Source organism: uncultured Microbacterium sp., from assembly GCF_900078385.1.
Taxonomy (GTDB): Bacteria; Actinomycetota; Actinomycetes; order Actinomycetales; family Microbacteriaceae; genus Microbacterium.
On the sequence record NZ_FLQR01000001.1, the window covers coordinates 66,619 to 85,529 of the forward strand.

At 71.4% G+C, this 18,911-nt stretch carries 18 protein-coding genes; 8 read left to right on the forward strand and 10 right to left on the reverse strand.

Annotated elements, in window-relative coordinates:
* Positions 1 to 3 precede the first annotated feature (3 nt).
* From QZL85_RS00390 to groL, 4 genes are all read left to right on the forward strand, one after another.
* Positions 4 to 567, forward strand: a complete 564-nt coding sequence (locus QZL85_RS00390) for a LytR C-terminal domain-containing protein (RefSeq protein WP_295572249.1) — start codon at positions 4 to 6, stop codon at positions 565 to 567.
* A gap of 133 nt (positions 568 to 700) precedes the next feature.
* The gene (locus QZL85_RS00395) at positions 701 to 901 is read left to right on the forward strand and encodes a cold-shock protein (RefSeq protein ID WP_295572251.1); all 201 of its coding nucleotides are present in this window, start codon (positions 701 to 703) and stop codon (positions 899 to 901) included.
* A gap of 47 nt (positions 902 to 948) precedes the next feature.
* Complete coding sequence (locus tag QZL85_RS00400) at positions 949 to 1,998, forward strand: DUF3048 domain-containing protein (RefSeq protein ID WP_295572253.1); 1,050 nt, start codon at positions 949 to 951, stop codon at positions 1,996 to 1,998.
* A 111-nt stretch (positions 1,999 to 2,109) separates the two neighbouring features.
* A complete protein-coding gene (gene groL / locus QZL85_RS00405; protein ID WP_295572255.1) occupies positions 2,110 to 3,729 on the forward strand; it encodes a chaperonin GroEL in 1,620 nt (539 codons plus the stop codon).
* A 70-nt stretch (positions 3,730 to 3,799) separates the two neighbouring features.
* On the opposite strand, the gene QZL85_RS00410 is transcribed toward groL, so the two are convergent.
* From QZL85_RS00410 to QZL85_RS00430, 5 genes are all read right to left on the reverse strand, one after another.
* Entirely contained in the window at positions 3,800 to 4,714 is a 915-nt protein-coding gene (locus QZL85_RS00410; RefSeq protein ID WP_295572257.1) for a hypothetical protein, read from the reverse strand.
* An 82-nt stretch (positions 4,715 to 4,796) separates the two neighbouring features.
* Positions 4,797 to 5,084, reverse strand: a complete 288-nt coding sequence (locus QZL85_RS00415) for a WXG100 family type VII secretion target (protein ID WP_295572259.1) — start codon at positions 5,082 to 5,084, stop codon at positions 4,797 to 4,799.
* Between the two features lie 147 nt (positions 5,085 to 5,231).
* Positions 5,232 to 6,860: a cell wall metabolism sensor histidine kinase WalK gene (locus QZL85_RS00420; protein ID WP_295573879.1), complete on the reverse strand. Its 1,629-nt coding sequence runs from the start codon at positions 6,858 to 6,860 to the stop codon at positions 5,232 to 5,234.
* 144 nt (positions 6,861 to 7,004) lie between these two features.
* Positions 7,005 to 7,697, reverse strand: coding sequence for a response regulator transcription factor (locus tag QZL85_RS00425; RefSeq protein ID WP_295572262.1), 693 nt, complete (start codon positions 7,695 to 7,697; stop codon positions 7,005 to 7,007).
* Positions 7,698 to 7,754: 57 nt separating this feature from the next.
* Entirely contained in the window at positions 7,755 to 8,306 is a 552-nt protein-coding gene (locus QZL85_RS00430) for a TetR/AcrR family transcriptional regulator (protein ID WP_295572264.1), read from the reverse strand.
* A 74-nt stretch (positions 8,307 to 8,380) separates the two neighbouring features.
* Here QZL85_RS00430 and QZL85_RS00435 point away from each other — a divergent pair, with 74 nt between their 5' ends.
* Entirely contained in the window at positions 8,381 to 9,295 is a 915-nt protein-coding gene (locus QZL85_RS00435) for an alpha/beta fold hydrolase (protein WP_295572266.1), read from the forward strand.
* A 40-nt stretch (positions 9,296 to 9,335) separates the two neighbouring features.
* The gene (locus QZL85_RS00440) at positions 9,336 to 10,382 is read left to right on the forward strand and encodes a CPBP family intramembrane glutamic endopeptidase (protein WP_295572268.1); all 1,047 of its coding nucleotides are present in this window, start codon (positions 9,336 to 9,338) and stop codon (positions 10,380 to 10,382) included.
* A gap of 249 nt (positions 10,383 to 10,631) precedes the next feature.
* On the opposite strand, the gene QZL85_RS00445 is transcribed toward QZL85_RS00440, so the two are convergent.
* The 3 genes from QZL85_RS00445 to QZL85_RS00455 are packed head-to-tail and all read right to left on the reverse strand — an operon-like array spanning position 10,632 to position 14,312.
* Positions 10,632 to 12,275 carry a DNA repair helicase XPB gene (locus QZL85_RS00445; protein WP_295572271.1) on the reverse strand — a complete coding sequence of 548 codons (1,644 nt, stop codon included), beginning with the start codon at positions 12,273 to 12,275 and terminating at the stop codon, positions 10,632 to 10,634.
* A 50-nt stretch (positions 12,276 to 12,325) separates the two neighbouring features.
* Positions 12,326 to 14,035 (reverse strand): helicase-associated domain-containing protein, encoded by a 1,710-nt coding sequence (locus QZL85_RS00450; protein WP_295572274.1) that lies wholly within the window; start codon positions 14,033 to 14,035, stop codon positions 12,326 to 12,328.
* 1 nt (position 14,036) lies between these two features.
* Positions 14,037 to 14,312, reverse strand: coding sequence for a multidrug ABC transporter ATPase (locus tag QZL85_RS00455; RefSeq protein WP_295572276.1), 276 nt, complete (start codon positions 14,310 to 14,312; stop codon positions 14,037 to 14,039).
* A gap of 100 nt (positions 14,313 to 14,412) precedes the next feature.
* Between QZL85_RS00455 and QZL85_RS00460 the strand changes: the two genes are divergently transcribed.
* Together QZL85_RS00460 and QZL85_RS00465 are read left to right on the forward strand one after the other, a co-directional pair.
* Complete coding sequence (locus tag QZL85_RS00460; RefSeq protein WP_295572279.1) at positions 14,413 to 14,796, forward strand: cold-shock protein; 384 nt, start codon at positions 14,413 to 14,415, stop codon at positions 14,794 to 14,796.
* The gene (locus tag QZL85_RS00465; RefSeq protein ID WP_295572281.1) at positions 14,780 to 15,508 is read left to right on the forward strand and encodes a DUF3027 domain-containing protein; all 729 of its coding nucleotides are present in this window, start codon (positions 14,780 to 14,782) and stop codon (positions 15,506 to 15,508) included. Before QZL85_RS00460 ends, QZL85_RS00465 begins: the two co-directional genes overlap by 17 nt.
* A gap of 152 nt (positions 15,509 to 15,660) precedes the next feature.
* Here QZL85_RS00465 and QZL85_RS00470 read toward each other — a convergent pair whose 3' ends face one another.
* The gene (locus tag QZL85_RS00470) at positions 15,661 to 17,922 is read right to left on the reverse strand and encodes a glycoside hydrolase family 3 N-terminal domain-containing protein (protein WP_295572283.1); all 2,262 of its coding nucleotides are present in this window, start codon (positions 17,920 to 17,922) and stop codon (positions 15,661 to 15,663) included.
* Complete coding sequence (locus tag QZL85_RS00475; RefSeq protein ID WP_295572286.1) at positions 17,919 to 18,911, reverse strand: ABC transporter permease; 993 nt, start codon at positions 18,909 to 18,911, stop codon at positions 17,919 to 17,921. Before QZL85_RS00475 ends, QZL85_RS00470 begins: the two co-directional genes overlap by 4 nt.

Below are 18,911 nucleotides of genomic sequence, written 5' to 3' on the forward strand. Positions count from 1 at the left end.
CTGGTGCCGAGAACGCCCGCCCCGAAGGACCGTTTCGACGACCTCCCGGTCGAGCGAGGCCGCGTCGGCGCGCACCGGGCGGAGAATCCGCGGCTGCGCGGCGGGACCGTCTTCCTCTGGTCCGCGATCGCCACGGTCGCGCTGATCGCCACCGGCATCTTCGGGACTCTCATCGCCACCGGCCGGGTCGTCCCCTTCCCCGCGCCGTCCGGTTCGCCCGCCCCCGTGGCGACCGCCGAGCCGACCATCGACACCGCGTACACCGTGCTCGTGCTCAACGCGACCGGTGAGAGCGGCCTCGCCAACCGCGTGCGGGACGAGATCCTCGCCGCCGGCTGGTCGGAAGACGCCGTCCTCGCGAGCGAGGCGGGAGCGGATGACTTCGAACTGACGACGGTCTACTACCCGACGGCCGAGGACGAGGGCGCCGCGCGCGGTGTCGCCGAGCTCGTCGGGGCGACGCGGCTCGTGCTGGACGACGCATATCAGCCGGCCGACGACCCCGACGCGCGCCAGCTCGCCGTCGTGCTCGGCCTCGACCGCGCCGAGACCACTCCCACCCCCTGACGGGCCACCGCGCGGGCTGTGTTTCGCGCGTGTGAAGAGTTCTATGCGGCGCTGTCAACAGTTCTCGGATGCCGGGAATCCGCCACCCGCGCGTGGTTAGCATGGCGAAGTCCCACAGCATCAGGAGATTCGCATGACCCAGGGCACTGTCAAATGGTTCAACGCCGAAAAGGGCTACGGCTTCATCACCGTCGTCGACGGCCAGGACGTCTTCGTCCACTACTCGAACATCGAGATGAACGGCTTCCGCGTCCTCGAAGAGGGCCAGAAGGTGGAGTTCACCGTCGGCACCGGGCAGAAGGGCCCGCAGGCCGAAGCCGTCCGGCCCGTCTGACCGGCGGGGCGGCCGTGGAGGCGAAGGCGGCGCAGTAGCCTTGCTGCGTGAACCATCGTCGTCGTCGCCTCCTGGCGGTCACGGCCCTCACCGCCGCCGCACTGCTGCTCGCCGCGTGCGCGCCCACCTCGACCGCATCGCCGTCCGCGACGCCGCGGGTCACGCGCTCGGCTGAGCCCACACCGAGCCCCACGCCGACACCGACCCCGACGCGCGTCGTGCAGACCGCTCCGCTGCGGGGCACGGTCGTCCAGGATGCCGCCGCCCTCGGTCCGGCATTGTCGGCCAAGATCGACAACCATCCCGACGCGCGTCCGCAATGGGGTCTCGAGCGCACCGACATCGTCTTCGAGGAGCTCGTCGAGGGCGGGATCACGCGGTACGTCGCCGTCTGGCACTCCGACGTGCCCGCGCAGATCGGACCGATCCGCAGCATCCGGCCGATGGACCCCGACATCATCGCCCCGTTCGGGGGGATCGTCGCCTACTCCGGTGGGCAGGGGCGGTTCGTGCGGATGATGAAGGCGACCGACGTCCACAACGCCATCCACGGGGGCGCGGACGACCGCTTCATGTACCGCACGACGAAGCGCACGGCGCCGCACAACGTGATCGTCGAGGCGCGGAAGCTGCGCGCGAGGTACGCGACGCTCGCGCCGCCCGCCGTGCAGTTCCTCTTCGCGCCGCGGGGGCACGCGCCGATCTTCGGCGAGGACGCCGCCGGCATGGATGTGCGCTTCGCGCGCGACTCGGCGCGCTCGTGGCGGTGGGATGCCGGCTCGGCCGCCTACCTCCGCTCGCAGAACGGGCGCGCCGACGTCGACGCGAGCGGGAAGCGGCTCCGGGCCACCAACGTCGTCGTCCTCCGGGTCGCGATCGACTGGTCCTACGGCATCGTCCCGCGCACCGTGATGGTCGGCGGCAGCGACGCCTGGATCTCGACGGGCGGCAGGGTCATCCACGGCCGCTGGTCGAAGCAGAGCCAGACCTCTCCCATCACGCTCACCAACTCCGCCAGCGGCGAGATCAGACTGGCGCCCGGCAACACCTGGGTGGAACTGGTCCCCACCTCCGGAAGCATCTCCGTCGTCGGCTGACCGCGTCCGTCGCAGCTTGCACTCGCCATGGTCGAGTGCCAGAATGGCTTAGCACTCACGGATAGCGAGTGCTAAAGACTCATCCTCACGTCCGGGAGGGACGACACACTTATGGCAAAGATCATCGCTTTCGACGAAGAGGCCCGACGCGGCCTCGAGCGCGGCCTCAACATCCTGGCTGACGCCGTCAAGGTGACGCTCGGCCCCCGCGGTCGCAACGTCGTGCTCGAGAAGAAGTGGGGCGCCCCCACCATCACGAACGACGGCGTCTCGATCGCCAAGGAGATCGAACTCGACGACCCGTACGAGAAGATCGGCGCGGAGCTCGTCAAGGAGGTCGCCAAGAAGACCGACGACGTCGCCGGTGACGGTACGACGACCGCCACGGTCCTCGCTCAGGCGCTCGTCCGCGAAGGCCTGCGCAACGTCGCAGCCGGCGCCGACCCCATCTCCCTGAAGAAGGGCATCGAGAAGGCCGTCAAGGCGCTCTCCGACGAGCTGCTGGCTTCCGCCAAGGAGGTCGAGACCCGCGAGGAGATCGCCGCCACGGCATCCATCTCGGCCGCTGACCCGGAGATCGGCGAGCTCATCGCCGAGGCCATCGACAAGGTCGGCAAGGAGGGTGTCGTCACCGTCGAGGAGTCGAACACCTTCGGCACCGAGCTCGAGCTCACCGAGGGCATGCGCTTCGACAAGGGCTACATCAACCCCTACTTCGTCACGGACCCGGAGCGCCAGGAGGCGGTCTTCGAGGACCCGTACATCCTCATCGCGAACCAGAAGATCTCGAACATCAAGGACCTTCTGCCGATCGTCGACAAGGTGATCCAGGAGGGCAAGGAGCTCCTCATCATCGCCGAGGACGTCGAGGGCGAGGCTCTCGCGACGCTCGTGCTCAACAAGATCCGCGGCATCTTCAAGTCGGCTGCCGTCAAGGCTCCCGGCTTCGGCGACCGTCGCAAGGCGCAGCTGCAGGACATCGCGATCCTGACCGGCGGCCAGGTCATCACCGAAGAGGTGGGCCTCAAGCTCGAGAACGCGACGACCGACCTGCTCGGCCGCGCCCGCAAGGTGATCATCACCAAGGACGAGACCACGATCATCGAGGGTGCCGGCGACGCCGGCCAGATCGAGGGTCGCGTCACGCAGATCCGTCGCGAGATCGAGAACACGGACAGCGACTACGACCGCGAGAAGCTCCAGGAGCGCCTCGCGAAGCTCGCCGGCGGCGTCGCCGTCATCAAGGCGGGTGCCGCGACCGAGGTCGAGCTCAAGGAGCGCAAGCACCGCATCGAGGACGCCGTTCGCAACGCGAAGGCGGCCGTCGAGGAGGGCATCGTCCCCGGTGGTGGCGTCGCGCTCATCCAGGCCGGTCAGCGTGTCTTCGGCAACCTCCAGCTCGAGGGTGACGAGGCGACCGGTGCGAACATCGTCAAGGTGGCCATCGAGGCTCCGCTCAAGCAGATCGCGCTGAACGCGGGTCTCGAGCCGGGCGTCGTCGCCAATAAGGTCGCCGAGCTCGAGGCCGGTCACGGCCTGAACGCGGCCACCGGCGAGTACGTCGACATGTTCGCCGCGGGCATCATCGACCCGGCGAAGGTCACGCGCTCTGCGCTGCAGAACGCCGCGTCGATCGCCGGTCTGTTCCTTACGACCGAGGTCGTCGTCGCCGACAAGCCGGAGAAGGCGTCGGCTCCGGCAGGCGACCCGTCCGGTGGCATGGACTTCTGAGTCCAGCGACTGATTCAGCGAAGGGTCCCGGCTTCGGCCGGGGCCCTTCGCCGTTCTCCGGGATGCCGCGTCACGGGGCAGCGCGCGGCGCGCGGGCGCTCAGCCACGAGAACATCCGCTCCACGGCGAGGGAGGCCGCGACGCCGATGAGCGCGCCGGAGAGCAGCAGGAGAAGCTGCGTGAAGGTCTGCCCGCCGGGGTCGGTCCAGCGGGTGAGGCCGGCCTCGAGGGTCGCCGCTGTGTCGAGCCCGGCGAAGTCCAGCCGCCACGTCACCGAGTCCGTCCACAGCCGCTCGCCGTCGGACTGCACCGCGACGCTCATCGCCTCGTCGATCTCGCCGGCCGGGCGGACGCTCACATCGATGAGCTCCTTCGGGGTCGCCTCGAACACGGTGGTGAGCGTCGAGGCATGCGCGGGGGTGGCGACGATGACGGGCAGCGCCTCGTCCATGATGCCGCCGACCCCGAGGACGAGGGCCGGGGAGCGGGCGGTCCGCTGCCCCGACGCCGTGGCAGACCAGTCGCGCACCGGCGTCCCCGTCACCTGCTGCGGCTCGAACTGCGTCACCTCGAAGACGAAGATCTGACGCGCGGGCACGCCCTCGGCGATCGCGCCGTCCGCGCAGAGCGCCTCGTCCCCATCGTCGACGAGTTCGATGTCCGGGCCCGGCTCCGGGTTCCGCAGGCGCGCGTCGCACCACAGCTCGACGACGACCGTGCCCCGCTCGGCGTTCAGTGTCTCCGCGTGCAGGTCGAACCCGAGGCTGACCGTGACCTCCGCCGTGCCGTCGGTGCGCAGGCGCCACTCCGCTTCGACGACGGCGTTCTCCGCGTCGGTGGAGACGACGACCATGTCCTGGGTGGAATCGCCCAGATCGACGGTCGGCACGGAGGTCGCCGTGAGGCCCATCCACACGCCGACGGCGCCCACCGCCGCCACGGCGGCGGACGACAGGATGACACCGACGCTCGGCGCGGTCCGCACGCGCGAATGCTATCGGCTCCGCAGGCGCCACGGGCAGGGTGCTCGCTTCTCGCCCTCGCCCGCCGCGGCGGCGGGTCCGGACTCACCGGAACAGCCCCGCGGCGGCCGACTCGGTCTCGGCGTACTGGACGCCGGCGGAGGCGAGGGCCGCGTTGATGTCCGCGAGGGCGGCGTCGAGGTCGCGCTGCGCGGCGCGCCAGCGCTCGACGACGCCCTGGAAGGCGACGGAGGCGGCGCCGGTCCATGATCCCTGGAGCTGCGTGAGCTGGGCGAGCATCGCCGCCGTCTCGCCCTGCAGGCGATCGCTCGTCGCGCGGACGGCGGAGGTGGCGGTGAGGACGGCGTCGCTGTCGACGGAGAAGACGGCCATGGGTGCTCCTTCACGAGTGGTGCCGCAACGCTACGCATCCCGGCACCCCCGACGGACGCCGGTGCGGATGCCGGTGGACGGCCGCGCCGATCCGCGTGCTGGGGAGGAGGCGCCTGCACAAGCCGCCCGAGCAGCGCCCGGCACCGCCTACTGCTGCTCGGTCGGCCTCATGCGCGGGAGCGGCTGCGTCTCGATGGACAGGTGCTCCTGGATGGGCCGTTGCCGCGCGAGCGGCAGCGAGACGCGGAACGTCGCGCCGCCGCCCGGCGTCTCGGTGACCGAGATGGAGCCGTGCAGCGCGTCGACGATCGACGCCACGATCGACAGGCCGAGCCCGGAGCCGCCGGTCTCCCGTGTCCGCGACGTGTCGGCGCGCCAGAAGCGCTGGAAGATCTTGTCGCGGATCTGTTCGGGGATGCCCTCGCCGTGGTCGCTGACCGCGATCCAGCCCATGCCGGCGCGGACATCGAGACCGACGGTGATCTCGATGGGCGATCCGGGCGGCGTGTAGCGGCGCGCGTTGCCGAGGAGGTTCGCGACCACCTGGCGGATGCGGTTCTCGTCGCCCAGGACGACGGGCGCGAAGTCGTCGGGCTCCACCGCCTCCATCGTGCGGATCGGTTCCGTGAGGGCCACGCCGGGCGCGGCGGGCTCGTTCGATCCGGCGCGGGGACGACGGCGGAGCAGCGAGAACGCGGCGCCCGGGCGGGAGGCGCTCGCCCGGCGCGTCGGCGCAGCGCCCCCGGCGGCGCCCCCGCCCGCCGCGGCGGCATCCGTGGTCTTCCGGGTCGGCAGCGTCGTCGTGTCGATGTAGGTGACGGCGCGCTCGGGAGCCGTCACACGCGCGTCCAGCGCGGCATCCTGCGCGACGGGGCGGAGATCCACGGCGGTCACGACGATGTCGCGCCGCTCGTCCAGTCGTGCCAGCGCGAGGAGATCCTCGACGAGCACGCCCATCCGGATCGCCTCCTTCTCGATGCGCTCCATGGACTGGGCGGTCTGCTCGGGGCCGGAGATCGCGCCCATCCGGTACAGCTCGGCGTACCCGCGCACCGTGACGAGGGGCGTCCGCAGCTCATGGCTGGCGTCGCCGATGAAGCGCCGCATCTGCTGCACCGAGGCGTCGCGCTGCCCAAGGGCCTGATCGACCCGGTCGAGCATCGCGTTGATGGCGGTCTTCAGGCGACCGACCTCGGTGCGGGGCGAGATGTCCGTCATCCGCTGCGTGAAGTCGCCCGCCGCGATCGACATGGCGGTGGTCTCCACCTGCCCGAGGCCGCGGAAGGTGAGGGTCACGAGGAGCCGCGTCGTGAGGGCGCCGAGCAGGACGGTGAGGATGCCCAGCGCCGTGTAGATGCCGATGAAGTTCGCCACGGTCTGGTTGACGGGCGCGAGCGGGAGGGCGAGGAGCTGCACGTTGAGCTCCCGCGCCCCGGTGATCTGCAGCGTGTCGACGCTCGCGTGGAAGGTGGCGGTTCCCTCCTCCGAGGTCAGCTCGAACGGCGCCGTGCCGCGCATGAGCGGCTCGTCGAGCGCGACGGTCTCCGGGAAGTCGGGCCACACGGTGCTGGAGGGCCCGTCGGTCGCGAGCAGCGTGCCGTCGGCGCCGTACACGGCGATGAAGAACGGGCTGAGGGTCGACGCATCGCGCCGCTCGAACCGCGCGACGCCGTCGACGACCTCGACATCGAGCAGGCTGCTCGCGAGGTCGGTCGTCACGGTCTGGCTCAGCGACTGGTCGCGCTCGGCGATCTGGGCGTTGCGGAGGAAGATCATCGTGCCGATGCCGGAGGCGAACAGGCCGATCGTCAGGACGGCGACCGTGACCCCGGTGACCTTGGCGCGCAGGCTGATGCCGCGCCACCATGAGGTGACCCGGTCGGTCTTCTTCTCGTGCGCGGCCACCGGGCCTCCCGGGTCCTACGAGGTCTTGCCGGCCTTCAGCATGTAGCCGAATCCGCGCTTGGTCTGGATGAGCGGTTCGGTCGAGTACGGGTCGATCTTCCGGCGCAGGTAGGAGATGTAGCTCTCCACGATCCCGGCATCCCCGTTGAAGTCGTACTCCCAGACGTGGTCGAGGATCTGCGCCTTGCTGAGCACCCGGTTCGGGTTGAGCATCAGGTAGCGCAGCAGCTTGAACTCGGTGGGCGAGAGGTCGATCGAGACATCGCCGACGAGGACGTCGTGCGTGTCCTGATCCATCGTCAGCTCGCCGGCGCGGATGCTGGACTCCTCGTCGGCCTGCATCGTGCGGCGGAGGATCGCCTCGATACGCGCGACGATCTCGTCGAGACTGAACGGCTTCGTGACGTAGTCGTCGCCGCCGGCGTTCAGGCCCTCGATCTTGTCCTCGGTCTCGTCCTTCGCGGTGAGGAAGAGGATGGGGGCGGTGTACCCGGCGCCGCGGAGGCGCTTGGTCACGCTGAACCCGTTCATGTCGGGGAGCATGACGTCGAGGATGATGAGGTCGGGCTCTTCCTCGAGCACGGCGGAGATCGTCTGTGCCCCGTTGGCGACGGCGCGGACCTGATAGCCGGCGAAGCGAAGGCTCGTCACCAGCAGGTCCCGGATGTTCGGCTCGTCGTCGACGACGAGGATGCGCGCTGCGGTCATAGGCCCATCCTGGCACCGGATTCGATGTGTGTGCTGGATATCGGTGGCACGCCGATCTCAGGCGGCCACGGCGGCGTGCACGATCCGGGCGACGACGGGGCGGAGTTCGGCGTTCGGATCCACCGTCAGGCGATGCAGGACGACGCCGTCGAGCGCCGCCATCGTCGCCCGTGTGACATCATCCGCGGGGGTGACGCCGATGCCGGCGAGGAGGATCTGCATCCACTCCTCGAGCGCCGCGCGCTGCGCGAGGAGCGGGGCGAGCAGGACCGGATCGGAGGACCCCTCGAGGAACATCGCGTAGCGCGCGCGTGTGCGCGCCGCGAACGGGCCGGTCTCGACCGCGATCATGACGCAGAAAGCGTCCACGAGTTCGTCCTCGTCGCGCGGGGCTATGGGGCCGACGGCCGCGAAGTCGGCGCGCTCACGCTCGGCGATCCAGGTCGTCACGCCGGCGACGAGGGCGTGCCGGGTGCGGAACCAGTTGGACGTCGAGCCTCGGGGGAGGCCGGCGCGATCGTCGACGCGCGCGTGCGTGAGCGCGCGGACGCCCTGCTCGCCGACGAGGGAGACGGCGGCCTCGAGGGCGCGGCTGCGGGTGTCGCTCACGCTCCGACCCTAGGACGGCGGGGATTACTACGGAAGTAGTGACACGGCACTACGGAAGTAGTACCCTCGGCGGCATGGGAACGCCACACATCGGCGAACCGAGCGCCGAGACCTCGGTCTGGAGTCCACCGCTGCCCGATGCTCCGGGCTTCACGCACACGATCATCGAGACGCCGGGCCTGCGCACCCACGTCGCCACCGTCGGGGAGGGACCGCCCGTCGTCCTTCTGCACGGCCTCCCGGAGCACTGGTGGCAGTGGCACGACGTCGCCCCGGCCATCGCCGCGCACGGATATCGGGTGATCTGCCCCGATCTGCGCGGCGCCGGCTGGACCGAGGCGGACGACCCTCGCATCGGCCATGAGACGCGGATGCACGATCTTCTTGCGCTGCTGGATGTGCTCGGCGTCGAGCGCGCGCACGTGATGACACACGATCTCGGCGCGCTCACCGGGATGCACCTCGCATACTCCCGGCCGGACCGCGTCCGCACGCTCGTCCAGCTCGCGGTGCCGCCGGGCTTCATGCGGTTCTCGCCGCGGATGATCCCGGCCTTCCGGCATTACCCCCGCCTGCTGTGGGGCGGTCACCGGCACTCGCTGCGCTGGGTGCTCGCGCCGCCGTACACGGTGCGTCCGATGTCCGCCGACACGATCGACGCCTACCTGCGCGTTGAGACGCGTCCCGAGGTGGCGCGGGCGACTCGCAGAGTGCTGCTGGGCATGATCGCTCCCGAGCTGCCCCGGCTCATGGGCGGCTACTACAAGCGGATGCGACTGCGGCCGCCCACGCTCGTCGCCTACGGTGCCCGTGACTGGCCGCTCACCGAGCCGGTCGTGCGCACCATGTGCCGCGACCACGAGCGGTGCGCGGAGCGATTCGCTCTCGCGTTCGTCCCGGACGCCGCCCACTTCGTCACGGACGACGCCCCGGATGCCGTCGTGGACCTCGCGGTGGACTGGTTCCGACGGGAGGGCGGCGCCGACTGATCCGGCGGCCGTGCGCTCCGTCATCGGCGAAGATGGAGCCATGACGACGCCCATCCCCGCGCCGCCGGCTCTCCGCCCGCTCCCCGCGCCCGCCCCGCTGCCCGCCGATGCCCTCACCGGCGGCCTCGCCTTCCACCGGCTCGTCTTCGCGCGGCGCCGCAGCGGATGGTGGACGCCGCTCGTGGTCGGTGTGCTCGGGGTCGCGCTGTACGCGGCGATGCTCGGGGTGGTGCTCGTCGGCATCCTCGCGGCCGCCTTCGCCGACCCGGCGTTCGCCCAGCGCATGATGACCCTCGGGCAGAACATCGCCTTCGATCTGACGGACCCGTTCCTCATCGCGCTGACCCTCGGCACGATCGTGCTGATGCTGCCGGCGTACGTCCTGGCATCCCTCATCGTCAACGGCCGTCGGGTGGGACTCGTCTCGTCCGCCGCGGGTCGGCTACGGTGGCGATGGATGCTGCTGTGCGGCGCCGTCGCCGTCGTCATCTCGCTCGCGCTGAGCGGCGTGTCGGCGCTGCTTCCCGCGGAGGCCGTCGACAGCAGCGGCGTCGTGCCGCCGGACCAGAACCCGCAGCTCCTCGCGACCCTCGTCGTGCTGCTGCTCCTGATCCCCTTCCAGGCCGCGGCCGAGGAGTACGTGTTCCGCGGCTACCTGCAGCAGGCCATCGGCCGGTGGCTGCGGCATCCGGCGTTCGCGATCCTGCTGCCGGTGCCGCTGTTCGTCCTCGGTCACCTGTACGACCCGCTCGGGCAGGCGAGCGTCGCGGTCTTCGCGATCGCCGCGGGGTGGCTCACCTGGCGGACCGGGGGGCTCGAGGCCGCGATCGCGCTGCACGTCGTGAACAACCTGCTCGCGTTCCTCCTCGCCCTCGCCGGGCTCGGCGACGTCAACGACTCCTCGCCGGGGGTCGCGAGCTTCTTCTGGTCGCTCATCGTGATCGGCGCGTACACCGGTGCCGTGGAGTGGATGTTCCGCCGCGGGACGCTCGGCCGCACGCTCGTGCTCACGCCGCCCGCGCCCGCGCCGCACGCGGCCGTCGCACTCGCGCCGCCCGTGGGTCCGCCCGCGCCCGCTGCGGACTGAGCGGCGGCGCTCGGTCGCGCAGCGCCGACCGGCCGTGTCACAGGACCTGCGGGTATCGCCGCGCACACCGGCATCCACTGTGACATACGCGTGTGGCGTGTCACAGAACCTGCGGGCCACCCGGGGGCTCACCCGCATGAGGTGTGACACGACCGGCTGCGACGGCCACGCGGCGGGCGATGGGATGCCGCATCACGACCGGCCGCGACGGCGACGCGGCGCCGCCCCGCGCCAGCCCCCCGAACCGCGTTACGCGGCCGTCAGCTGATCGGCATCCAGGATCGTGTAGCTGTAGCCCTGCTCGGCGAGGAAGCGCTGACGGTTCTGCGCGTAGTCCTGGTCGACGGTGTCGCGGGCGATGAGCGTGTAGAAGCTGGCGGTGTGCCCCGACGTCTTCGGGCGCAGCAGGCGGCCGAGGCGCTGGGCCTCCTCCTGGCGGGAGCCGAACGAGCCGGACACCTGGATCGCGACGGACGCCTCGGGCAGGTCGATCGAGAAGTTCGCGACCTTCGAGACGACGAGGAGCGGGATGCGGCCCTCGCGGAACGCGGCGTAGAGCACCTCGCGCTCGTCCACGGGCGTCGCCCCGGTGATCTGCGGGGCGTCGAGGGCCTCGGCGAGGATGTCGATCTGGTCGAGGTACTGCCCGATCACGAGGATCTGCTCGCCGTCGTGCCGAGCGACGAGGTCGCGGACGACCCCGATCTTGGCGTGCGCGGTCGCCGCGAGGCGGTAGCGCTCGTCGTCCGCCGCGGCGGCGTACTCAAGTCTGTCGGATGCCGGCAGGTCGATGCGCACCTCGTAGCAGACGGCGGGGGAGATGAAGCCCTGGGACTCGATCTCCTTCCACGGGGCGTCGAAGCGCTTGGGGCCGATGAGGCTGAACACGTCGCCCTCGCGGCCGTCCTCGCGCACGAGGGTCGCGGTGAGGCCGAGCCGACGGCGGGCCTGCAGGTCGGCCGTGAGCTTGAAGACCGGGGCCGGAAGCAGGTGCACCTCGTCGTAGACGATGAGCCCCCAGTCCAGCGCGTCGAGCAGCGCGAGGTGGGCGTACTCGCCCTTCCGCTTCGCGGTGAGGATCTGGTAGGTCGCGATCGTGACCGGCTTGACCTCCTTGGACTGCCCGGAGTACTCGCCGATCTCCTCGGCAGTCAGCGACGTGCGCTTGAGCAGCTCGTCGCGCCACTGCCGGGCGCTCACGGTGTTGGTCACGAGGATCAGGGTCGTGGTCTTGGTGTCGGCCATCGCGGCGGCGCCGACGAGCGTCTTGCCCGCGCCGCAGGGGAGCACGACGACGCCGGAGCCGTCGGCGCTGAACGTGTCGACGGCCTTGCGCTGGTACGGGCGCAGCGTCCAGCTGTCCTCATTGAGCGCGATCTCGTGCGGGGTGCCGGGCGTGTACCCGGCGTGGTCCTCGGCGGGCCAGCCGATCTTCAGCAGCTCCTGCTTGATGTGCCCGCGCGCCCAGGCGTCGATGACGTGCACGCCGGGGGCGGGCTGGGCGATCAGGAGCGGCTGGATGCGCTTGTTGCGCGCGACCTCGGCGAGCACCGCGGCATCCGTCGACCGGAGGATGAGGGTGCCCTCGTCGTCGCGCTCGATCGTGAGCCGGCCGTACCGGCCGACGGTCTCCCGGATGTCGATGGACACCGACGGCGGCACGGGGAAGCGCGACCAGCGGTCGAGCGTCGCGAGCATGTCCTCGGCGTCGTGCCCGGCCGCGCGGGCGTTCCACAGGCCGAGGCGCGTGATCCGGTAGGTGTGGATGTGCTCGGGGGCGCGCTCCAGCTCCGCGAAGACCGCGAGCTCGTGGCGCGCGTCTTCGGCGCGGGGGTGCGCCACTTCGAGGAGCACCGTGCGGTCGCTCTGAACGATGAGGGGGCCGTCAGCCATAACGGACGATTCTACCGGAATGGCCGGGGTGCGGGCCGGTGCGGGCGCCGTCAGGCACCGGGGCGGACGCTGACGATGCTCGAGACGGGCAGGGTCCGCTCGACGTCGGCGGCGCGGTCGCGACCGCGCAGGCGCCCGCCGCCGAGGCCGGTGGCCTCCATCGTGATCTCCCGGTCGGAGCCGTCGGGGAGGCGCACGATGATCGTGACGATGGAGTGGGAGCGGACGGCCTGCTCCAGCTCGCGGCCGAGCCAGGCGGCATCCGAGTCGTCGCTGCTCGCTCCCCGAAGTCGTGCCAGCAGGCCCGCATACGGATCCACGGGCTCGCTGTGCGGCGCGGACGCGAGGCGGTGACGGTCGAGGGCGCGCGGGTTCCCGTCGATGTCGACCGAGACGACGGGGTAGCGGGCGTCGGCCAGCATCCAGAACGCCGTCTCGGGAAGGCTCCGGCTGATGAGCGCCTCGCCGTCGAGGTAGAGGCCGAGGGGCCGGAGCGCCTGGTCGACGGCCACGGCGCGCAGCAGTGCCCGGTCGTGGCTCGTGACGCGGGCGCGGCCCGCGGCGTCGGGGCCGACCCGGATGGTGCCGTGGCGGGCAGCGCTCCGCTCGATCTCGTACGCGAGCGGTTGGGGCAGGCCCGTGAGCGAGAGCTCCTCGAGGAAGACGCGCAGCGACTCGGCGGTCTCGCCCGCCGTGAGCGCGGAGCTCAGCGACTCCGCCGTGAACCGGTAGGTCGACGCCTGCGCCCGGGACTCGCGGCGCGCCATCGTGCGCAGCCGCATGTCGAGCTGCGGCGCGAGGGGGCCCGGCGAGATCGCGGTGAGGTCGTTCTGCAGATAGACGCGGTCGACCTCGGGCGGGAGGAGCGCCTGCAGCGCGGCGTGATCGGCGTCGCCGCCGCGGGCGAGGTCGGAGGCCCAGACGGGCGCCGCGCCGCCGCCGTCGACCATGGCCCACCGCTCCAGCATCCGGCGACTGCGCGCCGCGCGGACGGGCCAGGACGTGTCGAAGGGGTAGGCGTCGGCCCACTGCGCCACCGGGATCCAGCCGTCGTCCGGGTTGCGGAGGGCGGCGGGGAGCGTGTCGCGCAGCGCCCGGGCGATGCTCGCCCAGCGCGCGACGGTGCCGCTCGCGAGCCATTCGACACCGGTGGCCGTGACGAGCCACTGCCGGTCGCTCGGGGCGATGAGCCCGGCGTGCTCCGCGATGGCGATGAGCTCGTCGGCTTCCTCGCCGTCGTTCACGGCACCCGATTCGACGAGCCGGCGGCGGTCGCCGGCCCCGAGCGCACCGGACCCGATCCGGTTCAGGGGCGCCGCGAGGCTCAGCTGCAGGATATCGGCGAGCGACGTGGATGCCGCGAACGCGCGCTCGGCGGCGTGCTCGGCAGAGTCCCCGTCGGACGGTGCGGTCTCCGGGTCGGCGGCGGGGGTGAACCCCGGCCAGACATCGCGGACGGCGCGGAAGGGCACGCCGGCGTCGTCGACGAAGCCGCGGATCGTGAGGTCGTGCCGGTGCGCGCCCGGGGGCACCGGGGTGCCGTCAGCCAGCGCACGCTGCAGCGCCTCGGCATCCGTGCGCGAGAGCGCGGCGACACCGCGGGCCACGAGCGCCGGATCGAGCAGGGCCTCGGCCATGTCGTAGTAGTCGGACCACGTGGCCGTCGGCGACACGCGTCGCTCGGCGAGGACCCGCCGCAGGGACTCGTCCTCGAGCGCCGCGAGCGTGCTCGCGAGTACTCGGGCGTCCGTGGCGGCCACGTCAGAGGCCCTTGTTGGCCCGCGCCCTTCTGACGAAGGTCATGACGAGCACCGCCACGAGCAGTACGAAGGCGAGGATGGGGGCGATGTAGACGATCGTGCCGACGACGGGCCAGAGGCCCGCGCTGAAGTCCGCCTGCACCATCCCGCTCGCCGTGCCGATCATGATCGACAGGAAGCACACGATGGACAGCACAAGCAGCCCCAGCGACATGAACGCGAGGATGCGGTCGATCCGGCGAACCGGCAGATCCTCGCCGGAGTGTGGTGTGCTCATCCGTTCCAGCCTACTGCGTCGCGGTCGGTGTCGTAGGCTGGGGGCGGGGCTGAACGGTCCCGGTTGGACTGCGCCCGTCTGCGGGCAGAGCGAGGTTGAGATGCCCACCGGCAAGGTCAGGTTCTACGACGAGGAGAAGGGGTTCGGCTTCATCACGACCGATGACGGCCAGGACGTCTTCCTGCACGCCACGGCGCTGCCCGCCGGCGTCACGACTCTGAAGCAGGGCACCCGACTGGACTTCGGCGTGGCCGACGGCAAGCGCGGGCTCCAGGCCCTCGCGGTCCGGGTGCTCGAGGCGCCCGTGAGCCTCGCCAAGCGCAACCGGAAGCCCGCCGACGACATGGCGATTATCGTCGAAGACCTTGTCAAGCTGCTCGACGGCATCGGTGGCGACCTGCGCCACGGCCGCTACCCGACCCCGGCGCACGGACGCAAGATCGCGGCCGTGCTCCGCAAGGTAGCCGATGACCTCGACGCCTGAGCCCGCCGACGAGCGGCTCCTGAGCGCGCACGACCTCGCGCGTGCGGCTCTGAACGAGATCACGCCGGCCGCGACGGTCGGCGACACCGCCGGCTACACGCTGGAGGACGAGGGTGTCGTCTCGCTGCGGTTCCACAACCGCCTCGAGGGATACCCGGGCTGGTTCTGGACCGTGAGCCTCGCCGTCGTGGAGGGCGCGGAGCCCACCGTGCTCGAGGTGGAGCTGCTTCCCGGCGACGGGGCGCTGCTCGCGCCGGAGTGGACGCCGTGGGCCGAGCGCCTCGCCGACTACCAGGCCGCGCAGGCGGCGCTGGCCGAGGCCGCCGGCGAGACGGTGGACGACGACGCCGACGAGGACGCGGACGACGACGACGATGAGGAAGCCCTCAGCGAGCTCGACGACCTCGACGCGACGGACTTCGACGTGGACGGCTCGTCGATCCTGCACGCCGGCGACGTCGACGGCGTCGACATCGATGTACTCGATGACGACGCGGACGACGATGAGTCGGACGACGCGGACGACGATGAGTCGGACGACGACGACGACGCGGATGGCGACGACGACGACGCGGACGACGACGAGTCGGACGACGATGACGCGGACGACGATGACGCGGACGACGATGAGTCGGACGACGATGACGACGAGTCGGACGACGACGACGACGCCGACGCCGACGACGACGAAGGCGCCGACCGCACCTACTGACGTCGCGGCCTCCGCGCCCCCCGCTCGGCCGAGCGACGGCATCCGGCTCGAGAAACCACATCCGGCGTGAGAAACCACGCCAGAACGTGTTTCTGATGCTGGATGTGGTTTCTCAGCCTCAGCGCGCGCGAGCGCGCGCGCCGGCCCCGGGGTCAGGCCTCGACGATGAACTCCGACGACAGCAGCGCCTCGGCGCGGGAGGACGGTCCGACGAGCAGCTCGAACGCGCCGGGCTCGACGATGCGGCGGCCCGCGGCATCCACGATCGTGCAGTCCGCGACGGGGACCTCGAGGTCGACGACGGCGCTCTGACCCGGTGCCAGGTCGACGTGCCGGTACGCCTTGAGCTCCCGGTCGGCCCAGCTCACGGACGTCACGGCGTCGCGCACGTAGACCTGCACGACCTCGTGGGCCGGCCGGTCGCCGGTGTTGGCGACGCGCACCCGCGCGCGCACGGTCTCGCCGCGTCGCACGACGGGGGAGAGGACCTCGAGCGCCGAGTACTCGACGGTCGAGTACGACAGCCCGTCGCCGAACGCGAACGCCGGCTCCTGCGTGAGGTCGGCGTAGCGGTCGCCGTGCTGGCCGCGGATCTGGTTGTAGTAGGTCGGCTGCTGGCCGGCGTGCCGCGCGAACGAGATGGGCAGGCGGCCGGCCGGCTCGATGATCCCGAGCAGCAGCTCGGCGATCGCCTGCCCGCCGCGCATTCCGGGGTTCGCGACCCACACGAGCGACGCGTCGCGCACGGCGTCGGGCAGGACGAGCGGCTTGGATGCCAGGAGCACGACGACGAGCGGCGTGCCCGCGGCCGCGAGGGCCTCCAGCAGCGCGCGCTGCCCGCCGATGAGCTCCAGGGTGGCGGTCGAGCGGCCCTCGCCGACCAGCTCGATCCGGTCGCCCACGACCGCGACGACGACGTCGGACCGCTCCGCGACCGCGACGGCCTCGGCGATCTGGGCGGCATCGGGCTCGCTCGGCACGACGATCGGCGGTCGCGGCTGCCCGTCGGGGAAGACGCCGGCGGGGTCGTCCGTGAGCTCGAGGATCCCGGCGCCGTCGGCGTGCTCGACGCTCCAGTCGGCCGCGACGAGCGTGCGGAGCCCGTCGAGGACGGTGGTGATCTGACCGCGGGGGTGGCCGTCCGGCATCCAGTCGACCTGACCCGAGGATCCGGCCCAGTCGCCGAGCTGCGTCTGGGCGTCGTCGGCGAGCGGGCCGACGACGGCGATCCGCCGCGATCCCGATCCCGATGCCGAGCCCAGCGGCAGGGTGCCGTCGTTGCGCAGCAGGACGAGCGAGCGGCGCGCGACCTCGAGGTTCAGGTCGGTGTGCGCGCCGGAGGCGATGACCGACTCGATCCGCTCGGGGTCGGGCAGACGCGGGTTCTCGAACAGCCCGAAGCGGAACTTGAGGCTCAGCACACGCGCGACGGCGCGGTCGATGTCGGCCTCGTCGAGGAGGCCCGACGCGACCGCCTCGAGCGCCCCCTCGAAGAACTTCGGCGTCGTCATGACCATGTCGTTGCCGGCCTTGACGGCCGCCGCGGCGGCGTGGGCGTAGTCGGGCTGCACCTTCTGCTCCCACACCATCCGGCCGATGTTGTCCCAGTCGGTGATGAGCGTTCCGGTGTAGCCCCACTCGCCGCGCAGCACGTCGCTGAGCAGCCAGTCGTTCACGGTGATGGGCACGCCGTCGGTGGTCTGATAGCCGAGCATGAACGTGCGGCATCCCTCGCGCGCGACGCGCTCGAACGGCGGGAGGAACCACGAGCGGAGCTTCCGCCGCGAGATGTCGGCCTCGCTCGCGTCACGGCCGCCCTGGGTCTCGGAGTACCCGGCGAAGTGCTTCGCGGTGGCGAGGATGGCGTCGGGATCGTCGAGGCCGTCGCCCTGGTAGCCGCGCACCATGGCCGAGGCGAGCTCGCCGATGAGGAACGGGTCCTCGCCGAACGTCTCGTCGACGCGGCCCCAGCGCAGGTCGCGCGCGATGCAGAGGACGGGGGAGAAGGTCCAGTGGATGCCGGTCGCGGCGACCTCGGCGGCGGTCGCGCGGGCGACCTGTTCGACCAGGTCGGTGTCCCACGTCGCGGCCATGCCGAGCTGGGTCGGGAAGATCGTCGCGCCCTCCCAGAACGAGTGGCCGTGGATGCAGTCCTCCGCCACGAGCAGCGGGATGCGGAGGCGCGTCTGCGCCGTGAGGGCCGCCGCCTGCAGGACCTTCGCGGGGGAGGTGTGCAGGATCGAGCCCGCGTGCCGGCCGTGGACGATCTCATCGAGATCCTCCCGGGCATCCAGCTGCATCATCTGCCCGACCTTCTCCGGCAGCGTCATGCGGCCGAGGAGATCGGCGACGCGCTCGTCGACGGACAGGCGGGAGTCGAGGTACGGCGCGGTCGACAGGTCGACGGTGGTCATGCGGTGAGGTCCTTGGGGGTCGTGACGACGGGCGAGGCGGGCGTGCGGACGACGGTGACGGCGTCGTTGACGTTCAGGCCCTTCTTCTTCATCGCGCGGGCGCGCTCTCCGGCCGAACGCAGGCGCGGGTTGACGTACTCGTCGATGCCGAAGTTGATGAGGGAGAGCGCGACGCCGATGGCGGCGATGCAGAGCCCGGGAGGCAGGTACCACCACCACTGGTTCTGCCGGAACGCGCCCTGCGCGCCCGCCCAGTTCAGGATGGTGCCCCAGTTGTATGTGGTGACCGGGATCACGCCGATGTAGGAGAGGGTCGTGAGGCCCAGGATCGCGGCGGTCACCGTGCCGACGAAGCTCGCGGCGATGAGCGCCATGAGGTTGGGGAGCATCTCGACCGTGATGATCCGGCGGAGCGGCTCGCCGTTGGCGCGAGCGGCCTGGATGAAGTCGCGGTTGCGCAGCGACATCGTCTGCGCGCGCAGGACGCGCGCGCCCCACGCCCATCCGATGAGGCCGAGCACGCCGGCGATCAGGATCAGGGGCGGGTCCTCGAAGGCCGAGGCCACGATGATGATGAGCGGCAGCCCCGGGATCACGAGGAAGACGTTCGTGAGGGCGGACAGGCCCTCGCTCCGCCACCCCGTGAGGTAGCCGGAGATCACGCCGACGACGATCGCGATGATCGTCGCGATGATCGCGGCGAGGAAGCCGACCACGATGACGCCGCGGGTGCCGTGGATGACCTGGCTGAGGACATCCTCGCCGATGTGCGTCGTGCCCAGCCAGTGCGCCGCGGAGGGCGGCTGGAAGCGGGCCGTGTTGTCGATCTGGGTCGGCGAGAACGGCGCCAGCACGTCGGCGAAGATCGCGACGAGGACGAAGAAGCCGAGGATCGACAGGCCGGTGATCGACTTCCGGTTGCGGAACATCGCGAACGCGGCGCCGAACCGGGATCGCCAGGTGCCCTGGGGGCGGGCGGTGATGGTCAT